Consider the following 13,725-nt stretch of genomic DNA (forward strand, 5'->3'; position numbering starts at 1 on the left):
ATGCGTGCCTCTGGGCACGCCATAGAAAAAAAGCCCTCCCCGAGCGATGGTTCGCTGCAGGAAGGGCTTCTATCGTCGCCGCGCGGTTCGGCTTACGCCTCGCTCTCGGCTTTGGCCTCGGCCTTGTCCGATTTCTCCGCCTTCTCGGCTTTGTCGGCCTTCTCGGCCTTGGCTTCGGAACGAGCCGTCACGTTGTTGATCGCCGAGCGATCGAACGTCAGCTTCGTCACGTCGTTCACCTTCAGCACGATCGTATCGTCGGTAATCTCCGCGATGGTGCCGTGCAGGCCGCCGATCGTCGTGACCTTGTCTCCCTTCTTGAGAGCCCGAAGCATCGAATTGCGTTCCTTCGATTTGCGTTGTTGCGGGCGGATCAGCAAGAAGTAGAAAATGACGAACATCAGCACGAACGGAAGCAGCGTCATCCAGATGTTGCCGCCGCCGCTAGAACTTTGCATTAACATTCCATGTCTCCTCCTTTCCTTGTTTTAGAAGCCGCTCTCGTTATGAGCCATGCCGTATTTCTCGAAGAACTCGTCCCGGAAATCGCGCAGCCGGTCTTCCCGAATCGCTTCCCGCACCTGTTCCATCAGATGGACCAGGAAATGCAGGTTATGGATCGACGTCAGACGAAGGCCGAACATCTCGTCCGCCCGGATCAGATGGCGTATGTAGGCTCGGGAATAGTTGCGGCACGCGTAGCAGGAGCATTCCGGGTCGAGCGGGCCGAAGTCGCTCGTGTACTTGGCGTTCTTGACCACCAGGCGGCCCTGGCTCGTCATGGCCGTACCGTTGCGCGCGATCCGCGTCGGCAGCACGCAATCGAACATGTCGATGCCGCGGATGCTGCCTTCGATGAGGGCGTCCGGCGAACCGACGCCCATCAGGTACCTGGGCTTCCCGCTCGGGAGCAGGGGCACCGTCTCCTCCAGCATCTCGTACATGAGATGCTTAGGCTCGCCCACGCTCAGTCCACCCATAGCATACCCCGGAAAATCCAGGGAAGTCAAATCCAGCGCGCTCTGCCGGCGCAGGTCCTTGTGCATGCCCCCCTGCACGATGGCGAACAGTCCCTGGTCGTGCGGACGAGCGTGCGCCTTCAGGCAGCGCTCCGCCCAGCGGGTCGTTCTCTCCGTCGATTGCTTGACGTACTCGTACTCCGCCGGGTAAGGCGGGCATTCGTCGAACGCCATCATGATGTCCGAGCCGAGCGCGTTCTGAACCTCGGTGGCGACCTCGGGCGAGAGGAACAGCTTGTCACCGTTCAAGTGGGAACGGAACTCGACGCCCTCCTCCCGGATCTTGCGCATCTCGGCCAGCGAGAACACCTGGAAGCCGCCGCTGTCGGTCAGAATGGCCCGGTCCCAGTTCATGAACTTATGCAGGCCGCCGGCCTCCCGGACGAGCTCGTGCCCGGGACGGAGGAACAGGTGGTACGTATTGCTGAGGATGATCTGCGCGTTCAAGCTCTTCAGCTCTTCCGGGCTCATCCCCTTGACCGACGCTTGCGTGCCGACCGGCATGAAGGTCGGCGTGTCGATCGTTCCGTGGGGAGTATGGACGCGTCCGAGCCGGGCTCCGGTCTGGGCGCACGTCTTGATCAGTTCGTAGCGTATGGCTGACATGTCGTGGCTGGCCTCCTAGGTTATGAACATCGCGTCGCCGAAGCTGAAGAACCGGTATTCCCGTTCGACGGCTTCCCGATACGCCCGAAGCACGTTGTCCCTGCCCGCCAGCGCGCTGACGAGCATGACGAGCGTGGACCGGGGCAAGTGGAAGTTGGTGAGAAGCGCGTCGACGAGCCGGAAGCGATAACCCGGATAGATGAAAATATCGGTCCACCCGCTGCAAGCCTCGATCTTCGAGCCTTCGTACCGCTGCCCGACCGTCTCCAGCGTGCGGGCCGACGTCGTTCCGACCGCCACGATTCGTCCGCCTTCTTCGCGGGCTCGGTTCAGCATGGCCGCGCTCTCCTCGCTCACCGAGTACCATTCGGAGTGCATCTCGTGCTCGCTGACGTCCTCGACCGACACCGGACGGAACGTCCCGAGGCCGACGTGCAGCGTAATCCGGCACAGCCGGACGCCCGAGCGGCTTAGCTCCTCCAGGAACTCTTCGGTGAAGTGCAGCCCCGCCGTCGGCGCCGCCGCCGAGCCTTCGTGCTTCGAGTAGACCGTCTGATACCGTTCGCGGTCCTCCAGCCTCTCCTTGATATACGGCGGAAGAGGCATCTGCCCGAGCCGTTCCAGCAGCTCGTTGAAGATGCCTTCGTATTCGAACCGGATATGCCGCGCGCCCATGTCCCCTTCTTCTTCTACGATGCCGGTAAGAAGAGGTTTCACGGAGCCCTCGGCCGTTTCTCCGAAATGCAGGACGGCGCCTTTGCGAATCTTCTTGCCCGGCCGGACGAGCGCTTCCCAGACGTCGCCTTCCACCCGCTTCAGCAGCAGAAGCTCGACTTTGGCGCCCGTATCGGATTTGACGCCGTAAAGACGGGCGGGGAGCACCCTGGTGTCGTTCAGCACCAGAGTGTCTCCCGGCCGCAAGTAGTTTCTCAGATCGGTAAAAGTCCGATGCTCCGTCTCCCCGGTCTCCTTATGCAGCACGAGCAGGCGGGAAGAGGTGCGGTCCGCGAGCGGCGTCTGGGCGATCAGCCGCTCGGGCAATTCGAAGTCGAAGTCGCTTACGTTCATTTGCCGCCATCCTTCTCGATCTTCACGTTCTTATAGTAGTATTGCAGAATCGATTGGTAGTCATACCCTTGCTCCGCCAGGCCTTTGGCTCCCCACTGCGACATGCCGAGCCCGTGGCCGAAGCCCTTGCCGCTGATGATGAACCCCGGCGACGTCGTCGCCGCCCGCAGCTCTCCCTTGGCCCCGAGCACGAACAGATTGCCGCTGCCCGCCGGGACGGACGCGCCGTCCGCTCCCGCGATGCTGAGAGACGAGCCGCCCGAAGGGAATTCCTTCTTCTCGCCGTTCGCCCCGATCACCGTATACCGCCCGGTCTCTTCGATCTCGAACAACGTGCTCTTGATGCCGCCGAGCGCGCCTCTCAGGTTATCCGGAACGCCGACGTCGATAACCGTTCCGTCGGCCTTCAGCTCCATCGCCCGGCCGGAAGGCCCTCTCTTGGACACTTCGAGCGTCTGAAGCGACGTCAGCTTCGTCTTCGCCCGCTTGTTCAGCGAGTTCAGCAGCTGGTCGGCCGTGAACGGTCCTTCCACCCAGCTGTAATTCGTATACTCCGGCACCTTATCCAGCACGACGACGGAGGCCCCCGCGTTCAGCCTCGCGATCGGCTCGACGGTCGCGACGATCTGCGGGCCGGGACGAACCGCGACGTCAGCTTCGGTCGTCCGGTAGAGCGGGATGCCGGCGGCGTTCTTCGTTCCGCTGTCCTCCAGCAGATCGCTCCGTATGTACCCGACTTGGCCGCCGGACAGGGCGACCTTGTACCAGTCCAGCTTGCCTTCCTGCGGCCCCTCGTCCGGGCTCTGCGCCGCGCTGGCCAGATAAGGCGTGTCGTTGCGCCAGATCTCGGACAGGTTGTCCGCCGTGATCCCTCCGGCGTTCGCGGAGAACACGGCGGTGATGGCCTTGCCGCCGGACGTCAGCACTTCGCCCTCGGTCGCCTCGACGGCCGCGACCGCTTGCGCGTTCTCGCCGCCCATCCCGGTATACGTCTGGCTGAGCGTCGTGTCGACCACGTTGGCGATCTGGAAGCCGACGCCCTGGGACAGGGCGTACGAACGGGCCGCCACCGCCTGCGCCTTCTGCGCTTCCGCCGGCCAGCCCTGGAATATCTCCGAACCGACGACCGAATAGAGATACTGTTCCAGCGGAAGCTCGTTCACGAGCGCCAGATTGTTGTTCAGAACGCTGATCTCCATGCTGCCGCGATAGGTTCTCTTGCTTCTCTCCAACGCTTGAATGCCTTTGTCCCCGACCGGGGCCGCCTTCAGCGCGGCTCCCCCCGACTGGGGCAGCGCGTACAACGGCACGGCTTGTCCCGTCGCCCCGTTCAGCGTCACGTCGTTACGCACGACGACGTACGCCTCTCCCGCGGCCGGGATCCGGACCGCTTGTCCGGAGGCCGAAGCCGCTTCCTGCAGCGCCGCAAGAGCCGACGGATCGGAAGCTTGTCCGATCCGGACGTAGTAGCCGGCGCCGGCAGCCGACGCTTTGCGGGCGACGAACGCGTCGAGCCCCGCCGCGCCGAACCGCGAGACGGCGGCGGACGCTTCGGCTTCGCTCGCGTAAGGCCCGGCCTCGACCGCCCACGGTCCCGCCACGGACGCGGCCGACAGCGATTGGGCGCCGACCGTCGCGCCGGCGCCGGTCCACTTGGCCAACGCGGCCGAAGCCGCGGCCGCCGAAGCGTAATTGCCCTCGGTCACCTGGTAGACCGGCTTGTCGTTCTTGTTAAGCAGCGTGATAAAAGCGGCGTTCGAAGACGCCTGAACCTTCTTCAGTACGGAGACGGCCGACCCCAGATCCTCCGTCTCGAGCAGCTTCGCGCGGTAGCCGTCCACGGCGAAGCGCGCGGATTGTCCGCCTTGCACGGACGCGAGCGCGATCCCGTTCCAGCTCAGCTTCATGCCTCCTGCGGCGTTAAGCGTCACGGCGGGGGTCAAGGATTGATACTTCGAGCCCAAATCCACGAACAAAGCGACTCGGATTTGGTCCGGGACGCTTACCGCCCAAGCGGACGCGCCGGTCGTGCCCAAGGCGACGGCCGCCAGCAGCGAGCCGAGCACGGCCGTTCTGCCGAGCGATAAGCCCTTTCGATTGATCATCGTTTAGATCCTCCGGCTGATGGTTTGGTGCGCGGCAGGCTGCAGACGCCGTCCGCGCAGGATTCGTTCTTCCCGAACAACCGGTAGCGGTAGCGGGCGACGAACCGATACAGCAATCGGCTCAATCCCCTTAATCCCGGGAGCTCGCCCAGGACGGCGAGCCGCCGGAGCGACGGAACCTCGCGCAGCAGCCGCAGGACGGCGTCCGAACCGCCGTACAGCCGGCCTTCGTCGTCGGTCACGTGCATCTGGGCGGCCAGCTTGGACGGCGGCACGGCGGCGATCGCCGGCCACGCGGGCGTCTCGCCGGACAGCAGGGATTGGAGCGTTACCCATTTTAACGTCGCGTCGGTGTCGATTTGTTGCAATTTGGCAACGGTCGCGAGACAAAGATTGCACTCGCCGTCGTAGACGACGGTCAGCGTCCGCTCATGGCCTTCGCGCCTCGCGAGTCCGCCCTTCACGGCTTCTCCGGCACGGGAAGCCCGAGATGGCGGTACGCCGCCGCGGTCACGGTGCGTCCCCGGGGCGTCCGCTGCAGGAACCCGATCTGAAGCAGGTACGGCTCGTACACGTCCTCGATCGTCTGGCTCTCTTCCCCGATGGACGCCGCGATCGTGTCGACGCCGACGGGACCGCCCTTGTAATTCGTGATCATCGCCAGCAGCATCTTGTGGTCGATCGCGTCGAGCCCCATCGGATCGACCTGGATTCTCTCGAGCGCTTCATGCGCCAGATCCTCGGTAATGATGCCGTCCCCTCGCACCTGCGCGTAATCCCGCACCCGCTTGAGCAGCCGGTTGGCGATCCGGGGCGTGCCGCGCGAACGCCGCGCGATCTCCCTCGAGGCGTCTCCGATAATGCCGACGCCGAGCAAGTCGGACGTCCGCGAGACGATGTAGGCGAGCTCTTCCTCCGTGTAGTACTCGAGCCGGCTGACGACGCCGAAGCGGTCCCGAAGCGGCGCGGACAGAAGCCCGGCGCGCGTCGTCGCCCCGATCAGCGTGAACTTCGGCAGGTCGAGCCGCACCGAACGGGCGCTTGGTCCCTTGCCGATGATGAAGTCCAGCGCATAGTCCTCCATCGCCGGATACAGCACCTCCTCGACGGTCCGATGGAGACGGTGAATCTCGTCGATGAACAGCACGTCGTTCTCCTGCAGGTTCGACAGAATCGCCGCCAGATCGCCCGGCCGCTCGATGGCGGGACCGCTCGTCGTCCGGATCTGGACGCCGAGCTCGTTGGCGATAATGTTGGACAGCGTCGTCTTGCCCAGACCCGGAGGGCCGTACAGCAGCACGTGGTCGAGCGCTTCGTTCCGCAGCTTCGCGGCTTCGATGTAGATCTTCAGATTGTCCTTCGCTTGCGACTGGCCGATATATTCCGCCAGGTATCGGGGACGCAGGCTGAACTCCGCCGCCTGGTCCTCCATCATCAAATGGGCGGTGACGATCCTCTCGTCCAACTTCGAGTCCCCCTCTCCCGCTGCCTACCCTATGCCTATCCTTGGAAAAGCTGCTGAAGCGCCCGCTTCATCAGCACGTCCGGCGACTCCTCGCCGGTCACTTGTCCCTTCATCGCGTTCCAAGCCTTGTCGAGCTCGGAATCGCGGTAGCCGAGGCCGGAGAGCGCTTCGCGCGCCGCCGCCCAGTTGGAGCCGCCTGCCTCGGAGGCCGGTCCGGCGTCCATGGCGATCTGCACCGACGTCGCCGCCGCCCAACGTTCGTCGACGGCTCCGAGCTTGTCCTTGAGGTCCAGAATCATGCGCTGCGCCGTCTTCTTGCCGATGCCGGGCAGCTTCGTCAGGAAGCTCAAGTTCTCGGACTGGATCGCCGTCGCGATCACTTCCGGCCTTCCGCCCGCCAGCGCGCCGAGCGCGACCTTCGGGCCGATCCCGGAGACGTCGAGCAGCCGCCGGAACATCGCCTGTTCCTCTCTCGTCGGGAAGCCGAACAGCTGGATCGCGTCTTCGCGCACGTGATGGTGTATGTACAGCACGACGGCCTCTTCGCTTCGCGCCAAGGCGTACGGATTCGGCGTGAACACCCGGTAACCGACGTCCCGCACGTCCAGCACGACGTATTCCGTCTCGATATGGACCACGCGGCCTCTCAGGAAATCGATCAAGATGGCGTCACTCCGTTCATTCTATCGTTCAGGACAATCGAATGGGCATGGCAGATCGCCACGGCGAGCGCGTCCGCCACGTCGTCCGGCTTCGGGACGGCGGACAGCTTGAGCAGCCGCTTGACCATCTCCTGCACCTGTCTCTTCTCGGCGCCGCCGTAGCCGACGACCGCCTGCTTCACCTGCATCGGCGTGTACTCGCCGACCGGGATGCCTCTCTGGGCCGCCGCCAGAAGCAGCACGCCCCTCGCTTGCCCGACGCTGAACGCGTTCGTGACGTTCTTGTTGAAGAACAGCTTCTCTACCGCGATCGTCTGCGGCTTGTATCGATCCAGAAGCTCGCAGGAAGCTTCGTAGATTTGAACCAGTCTCGTCTCGGTCGGCGTATTCGCCTCCGTCTGGATGCTGCCATATTGAACGGGAGCGATCCGGTGGCCGATCTTGTCGACGAACCCGAAACCCATAATGGCGATGCCGGGGTCGATGCCCAGAACGCGCATGCCCTAGTTCCCCGCTCTCTTCTTCTCATTCGCGTACAGAGTAGATTATAGCAAATGTTCGCCTGAATGAGAACAAAGAGACGAACAAAGAGACCCGCTCGGCCCGGGCCGGCGGATCTCTCGCGCTCTACGACTCTATTGAATCCGATGCACCTGCACGTAATGGTCGACCGTCTCCTGGATGCGGATCGTCGCCGCGGCGGTTTTCACGACGCCGTTGCTATATACGACCGTGAAGGCGAACGTATAATCCCCCTCCGGCAGCGTGACGAGCTCCCGGCCCGCCGCTTCGCTGTCGAGCGTTCCCGTCCATTCGCTGACCGCGGGCGGATTCGCCGCAGACAGCTTCTTCCGCAGGCCGCCTCCCGCGTCGGCGACCACCTGCACGGCCTTCGTCGCCGATTCGCCCGTGTCCGTCACGAGCGCTTCCAGGACGAACGCTTCCCCGGCCCAGAACCAGTTCGGCGGGCGCTCGGCTCCCGGATGCTTCTCGTTATAGCGCAGCCGGTTCTCCTCCCAAGCGTCCGTATGCAGAACTTGACCCGAGATCCCGAGCGGCCGGACCCGCACGGACTTCGAGACGGTTACCGCCGGCGCCTTCCCGTCGCTGACGGTCATGACGACCGGCCAGGAGCCCGGCTCTTCCATCTTGATGACCGGACCTGTCGTCGGGTACGGGTAGTCCCAGTTGTAACTGTAATTCGAGACAGCGCCCGATGGTGAAGTCACCTTGAAGGACACGCTTAGCCGGTCCCGGTCCGGATCGTCAACCGTCGGTTTGAGCGTTACCGTATCTCCTTCAAAGACCAAGCCCGGAAGCCAAGCGAAGTCTCCGGTCGGAGGCTTGTTCGTGCTGATGAGAAAATATTTGTTGGCGCTCCAGTCGCTCCAGTCGTAGCCGTCGAACACGCGGACCTGGATGTAATATTTCGTCTGGTCCGCAAGGTCGGCCGTCGGCGTCCAAGCGAGATCCGCGCCGCCGCGAACGCCGGTGTCCGCTGCCGGCGTCGTTCCGCCGTACTTATAGATCCGCAGCTGCCATTGTTTTTGCTTATCTTCATCGGCATCCCGGTAGGTCCACTCGAATGTCGGCCGCAGCGTCTCGTATGGCGTCGGATTCGCTGAGTCTGCGCTGGCCGGGACCGTAACCTGAGCGACCGGCTTGCGGTTGACGATGGTCACGGTGTTGTTCGCTTCGTCGGTCAGTCCGTAGCTGTTCGTGACGAGCTGGCGAATGTTGAACACGCCAAGGCTGCTGAACAGCTTGTCCCAGGATGTGCGGACGTCGCTCTGCAGCGATTCCGCGCCGCCCGTCGATACATTCCGAATGTAGTAGGCATGTTCCAGGTTCTCGCGGCCGCCATCCTGCGGATCGCTCGCCGTCGAGTCGATCGTCACCGGCACGCCGCGATACGTAATTCCCGGAATCGCCGTAAAGCCGGCTTTCGGAGGCAGCGCGGTAACCCCTTTAACCTCCACGTTCACGGCCACCCAGCCGCTATGCGCGCCGTATTCATCGGTCACGTCCAGCTCGATGACATACTTTCCGCTTACCAATCGCTGCGGCTGGCCGTCCGTATAGACGGACGAATCGAACGCCCGATAGCGCCAGCGGCGCTCGATGACGCCGCGCGTGGCCGCGTAGTCGATGCCGGTATTCTCCGTCGAATACTGGCCGGTCGAAGGGATATAACGGTCCGGATCGTAAGATTCGTCCGTGTACGTCAGCTTCTGATCCGCTCCGACCGTCACGCCAGGCACGGCCACCGGCCGGCGGTGAACGCGGATCTTCCCGGTCACTTCGTTCGAATCCTTTCGGTACTCATCGAATACCATGCTCGGATACCGATAATCCGGATTGGGATCGTCCTTCGTCCGGAACTTGAACGTGTACTCGCCGGGCAGGTGGAACACGGTCACGGGCGACTTCACGAGCTTGCCGTTCTCGCCCCATGTCCCGAGCGATTGCAAGAAGACATTCGGGTCATGGTTATACGTCCAGCCTTCGACTTCCGGCACGCGCGGATCGTTCTCTGGATCGTTCATGATAACATCGTAGGTAATCGGCTCATCAACCAGGACGACGCCCGAGATATTCCCGATCTTCTTGCCCACGGCTTCGGTTAACGCGTTTGCGAACGCGACGCCAGGCTGTCCCCGGCTAATAACTCCGTAGCGACCGCTTGTCCAGGTTGTTTCGGCAATTGTCGCTTGCCTGAGCCGGTTCACGTAAACCCCGAACCCGCCTTCTTCCGGAACGAACCGGACCGTGTACATCTGGCCCGGAACAAGCGTGAACGGCTTCGCGAACACCGTCGTCACCGCCCCGTTCACGGTCTTTTTGACTCGCAGCTGCCCGCCCTCGAATTCCGCGCTGTAGTAATTCGATTTGTCCTGCGCTCGGTAGACGTACCCGGCCGCCGCTTTCGCCGCCGATTCCGGAGAAGAGATCGAAGGAGTCAGGTCTCCCTGGAAGGCAAGCGCACCGTCCACGCTCGTCCCAAGCCATACGTCCTTGGACGGTGTTCCAATGTCGTAGGCTTTCGGGTAAGTGAGCGCTCCAGACGCCTGGATCAAGTAGACGTTCGACTTGTTCGTCGCCTGCGTTCCCTTGGTGAACCCTTGCATCAGGAAAGCTTGGTCACCAATCGGAATGATGTTCATCGGCCACATGGTTCCTGTATAGTTCGCGTCCACATAACCGATAGACGTGGCGCCTGGATCCAAAATCAGCGGATCCGAAGTCGATGTCCGAACGACGCTATACGTGTTCGGATCGATCACGACGGTTTCCATTTTGCCGGTCTTCGCGCCAATCGTCAGATCGTCCCTGTAAAACGAAAAGTAGTTAATCAGACCGTCGGAACCGACATAAATAGCGGCAACCTTTTGGGTGGTGGACGACTTATTCGTAAAGTCATAGACCGATGCAACCTGGCCCGTCGGCTTTAGCACAAAGGCTTTATTCATATGTGCCGTCCAAATGTTTCCCTTGCCATCGACCGTGTAAAGGTTACGCGGGTTCAAATAGCGTTCATAGTTAGGAGATATCCGTTGTGCCCGAGTAATAAACCGGTTCGCTAAGCACTAATGCATCCGGAACCTCATACGTCTTTATTAGTTTTCCGGTCTTGTCATGGATGGCGATAGCCACTTTATCCGATTTATTGTGGAACGAGGAATAGAAGTTCCCCGCATCGTCCACCCCGATCAACCGAAACTGAATAGACGCCTTGTTAAAACCGGTTCCCCTGTTGTACGGATACTCGAGCATTCCGATTTGTACCTGGTTCGGATCGAAAAGAATAGGGTCACGAACATAAGTTTCGGATCCGGTAAAGTAGACGGAGGTTCCTTTCTGCGAGATATAACGGGGCAAAATCTCATTGGTATCGCCCTGCATGACCCCGCCATAATAAGATTCGTTCGACCCGAAGTCATAGGAGGCTCGGCAAAGGCCCGTCCCGCATTGGTAGTCCCGTTGCGTCTGAGTGGAGCGGCTGCCGTTCTGCATGTGAATGATGCCTTTGCTGTCCGCGTAGAGATTGTTCTGCATGATCCACGGCGTATTCACGGCCGCAGGCATCCGAGACCCGATATTCAGCGGACCGGCCACCATAGCGCCATTCTCGCGGTCGAAGACAAAGGTGAAAGGTTCCGCCTTGCCGGACGGCAATGTCGGCGACTGCGTAGAACGGACCATCAGGTAGATTCGCCCGTCCTTGACCATGGCCGAGGTCATCAACTCCGTGTTAGTCAAGGCGTAGACGGTGTGCAAATTCGTCATCGAAAAAGATTTCTGCCAACGAACATTCATCGATTTGTCGTAAGCGACAAGGACGGCATCCGTATCGGTTGCTCCCCGCGCGACGGAATATACATACTTCTCGTCCGCGAAAAAGATTGTGTTCTTGTCATATGCGCCTACCAAACGATAGGTCGGGGCGTTTTGCATACCCGCGAACAGAGTGCGGTTCACGTAGTCTTCGCCGAAATACTTGTCAGGCGCGCCGACGTTCGTATTAAACATGCCGAAATCCAATTTATACGATTTCGTCCGAAGCTCGCCGCCTTGGAGAATCCATCCGGATTTATCGCCCGTCGCTCCCGTGTCGAGCGAGACGACCGTTCCGTTGTTGTAAAGATTGCTCATAAGCAGCGGGGTTCGCGTGTCCGGCTCATTCACCGGCGACGACGTTTTGACGTCGGCCATCGGCTCCAGGTTATGAATGACGAGCGTCCGCTCGTTCTCGGCTTGATCGTCCGTATCCGCGCAAATGTTCCCGATCTCGCACGCTTCCTCCCGGAACAGATACTTGCCGACGCGAGCCGGCTTTTGAAGCGTGTAGCTGTCCGACGCGCCTTCCTGCAATGTCTGCCAAGCATCGTCTTCGAAACCGTTGTTCTTGGCGTCGTACTTCATCTGGAACTTGTGGGACACAATCTTGTCCCCGTCCGTGCTGTACGCCATGCTTTGAATCACTACCGGGCTAAGCCGTGTTCCCTCCGGAGGAACGGAGAGCAGAGCGACCGGGGGATCATTGCCCACGACTTCGACCGTGTGTTCGGCCGTTTCCGAGAGAACGTCCCAATCGTTCTTAACGTTGAGCCTGACCGTGTAGGTACCCGGCGTATCATACGTTGGCGAATAGGTCGGACTCTTGGTCACAAGCTTCTGGTCCCACGTGTATTGAACGATGCGCTTGCCTTCCCAGTCGAACGAATCAGACCCATCGAACGGGAAAGGCAACGGTTGACCAGCCTTGACTTTCACCGGCCCTTTAATAACCGCGACCGGTCCGGACGGGCCGGGCGGATCACCCTTAAGCTCTAGACTCTTCGGGCCAATCCATTCGGTTTCTCCGCAACTGGTGAAGATTTTCATGCTAATCATGTGTATGGAGTCGTACTGAATCAGCGGCGGGTATTTGTTTCCTTGGTATACGCTGTCGGTACTCATGCCGTTCACGTTTGGTTCTAAGTGGTGCTGTCCGTCACGCTCGATCATGAAGCGGTGCGAAATGTAGGTACACGACTTCAATTCGAAATTTTTCGGATGAAGCGTAAACGGATCGCCGTTCTTAATGACCGGCCCCGGCCAAATATCGAAGTCACCGGTAAGGCTGCTCGGGTCCGGCTGGGGCGGTTGGTTGTTCTCGTAGAATATCGATACCCACGCTTCTTTAGGCGACGGCGTTTTAAGGTCCGGTACCTGAGACTTCTTGGAGTAATCGATGGCGTTTGAGAATCCACCCGAATAGACAAGGTTAGAGCCGATTACGGTTCCCAATCCGGATTTAGGCGATACGGTTCGTTTATCCGGGATCTTCCTCACGCTGATATCTTCCGACGACGCCTCATTGAAAGGAGCGGTTGGCGACGTCCGAACCATATGGCGGACGTGAATCGTTCCGGCTGTGACGATAGGATCGTAGTAAAGGCTTATATTCTTCTCGTCGAAGGAGCCATCGTAGTTCTTCGCTTCCGGTTTTGGTGCTGGTTTAGTTGCCGGATCATTGGTGACATAGAGGGGGCCTTCTGCCTGGTCAATCGTTTCACGGTAACCGACGTATTCGTATCCGGGAATGGTCGGAATCGATGCCGGGTACGGCGTCCCAACTTTCATATGCTTTGTTACCACGTCTCCGAGAGGCACCCCGTCTCGAGTAAATGGCTTGACGGTCTGCTTTCCGGCGAGATCGAATTCGAAGACAATCGGATAATACCAACGAAATCCTTGTTTTTTTGTTCCCGTCCCTTCAGTTCTTATGGCTTTGTTTTCCTCTAATTCCCCCGTTACCCTTACTTTTACCGTGATGCTGTTAGTATTATTTCCGGTACTCGAGGAGGAGTTGATTTTTATAGCCTTGGCAAGCTTTGTTGAGTAAAAAGCGTAATCGGATTCACCTGGTTTAACTGTCCGTGAACCATCGAAATATTCCCCGATTTGGGGTTCCTCGTCTGCCGTACGTACCGTTACCTTGTTGACCACTCGGTCTCTGAAAGAATACGTATATTCGAAATACATATCATCCTGTGTAGATCCTGGTGCTCCGTTTGTATAGGTTCCATTATCCTTTGGCCACGTTTCATAGCTCATAAAACCGACTGTGAATCTCTTTGTTGGAGCCTTCGTAGGGTCTTTATAGGGCGTTATGGAACTGTTGCTAAAACTGAGAGCTGATGCTTGCTTAGGACTAACAGACAAGTCAGGGATGAGAAGAGCCAAAATCACGAACATGAACAACCAGCTCTTCATCCCTCGTATTAATTTCCGCTTCATTTACGTCGCTCCTACCT

The 13,725-nt window shown here is 60.0% G+C and carries 10 protein-coding genes; all 10 read right to left on the reverse strand.

Translation table 11 applies throughout. From position 1 onward, the window contains the following. Window positions 1–92: 92 nt before the first annotated feature. Window positions 93–464, reverse strand: coding sequence for a preprotein translocase subunit YajC (gene yajC, locus H7B90_RS12920; RefSeq protein ID WP_185136301.1), 372 nt, complete (start codon window positions 462–464; stop codon window positions 93–95). 24 nt (window positions 465–488) lie between these two features. Beyond that, window positions 489–1,625, reverse strand: a complete 1,137-nt coding sequence (gene tgt, locus H7B90_RS12925; protein ID WP_185136302.1) for a tRNA guanosine(34) transglycosylase Tgt — start codon at window positions 1,623–1,625, stop codon at window positions 489–491. A 15-nt stretch (window positions 1,626–1,640) separates the two neighbouring features. Then, the gene (queA, locus tag H7B90_RS12930; RefSeq protein WP_185136303.1) at window positions 1,641–2,693 is read right to left on the reverse strand and encodes a tRNA preQ1(34) S-adenosylmethionine ribosyltransferase-isomerase QueA; all 1,053 of its coding nucleotides are present in this window, start codon (window positions 2,691–2,693) and stop codon (window positions 1,641–1,643) included. After that, window positions 2,690–4,798, reverse strand: a complete 2,109-nt coding sequence (locus H7B90_RS12935) for a SpoIID/LytB domain-containing protein (protein ID WP_185136304.1) — start codon at window positions 4,796–4,798, stop codon at window positions 2,690–2,692. The genes queA and H7B90_RS12935 overlap by 4 nt, the downstream gene beginning before the upstream one ends. Continuing rightward, window positions 4,795–5,262, reverse strand: coding sequence for a thiol-disulfide oxidoreductase DCC family protein (locus H7B90_RS12940; RefSeq protein WP_185136305.1), 468 nt, complete (start codon window positions 5,260–5,262; stop codon window positions 4,795–4,797). The genes H7B90_RS12935 and H7B90_RS12940 overlap by 4 nt, the downstream gene beginning before the upstream one ends. Further along, window positions 5,259–6,263 carry a Holliday junction branch migration DNA helicase RuvB gene (gene ruvB, locus H7B90_RS12945; RefSeq protein WP_185136306.1) on the reverse strand — a complete coding sequence of 335 codons (1,005 nt, stop codon included), beginning with the start codon at window positions 6,261–6,263 and terminating at the stop codon, window positions 5,259–5,261. Before ruvB ends, H7B90_RS12940 begins: the two co-directional genes overlap by 4 nt. Before the next feature lie 35 nt (window positions 6,264–6,298). Further along, on the reverse strand, window positions 6,299–6,925 hold the full coding sequence (gene ruvA / locus H7B90_RS12950) for a Holliday junction branch migration protein RuvA (protein ID WP_185136307.1): 627 nt from the start codon (window positions 6,923–6,925) through the stop codon (window positions 6,299–6,301). After that, entirely contained in the window at window positions 6,922–7,425 is a 504-nt protein-coding gene (ruvC, locus tag H7B90_RS12955; RefSeq protein WP_185136308.1) for a crossover junction endodeoxyribonuclease RuvC, read from the reverse strand. Before ruvC ends, ruvA begins: the two co-directional genes overlap by 4 nt. 135 nt (window positions 7,426–7,560) lie before the next feature. Next, a complete protein-coding gene (locus tag H7B90_RS12960) occupies window positions 7,561–10,089 on the reverse strand; it encodes a glycoside hydrolase family 78 protein (RefSeq protein ID WP_185136309.1) in 2,529 nt (842 codons plus the stop codon). A gap of 376 nt (window positions 10,090–10,465) precedes the next feature. Then, on the reverse strand, window positions 10,466–13,708 hold the full coding sequence (locus H7B90_RS12965) for a PKD domain-containing protein (RefSeq protein ID WP_185136310.1): 3,243 nt from the start codon (window positions 13,706–13,708) through the stop codon (window positions 10,466–10,468). Between the last annotated feature and the right edge of the window lie 17 nt (window positions 13,709–13,725).

The sequence above is a fragment of the Cohnella xylanilytica genome (assembly GCF_014212175.1).
Lineage (GTDB): Bacteria > Bacillota > Bacilli > Paenibacillales > Paenibacillaceae > Cohnella > Cohnella xylanilytica.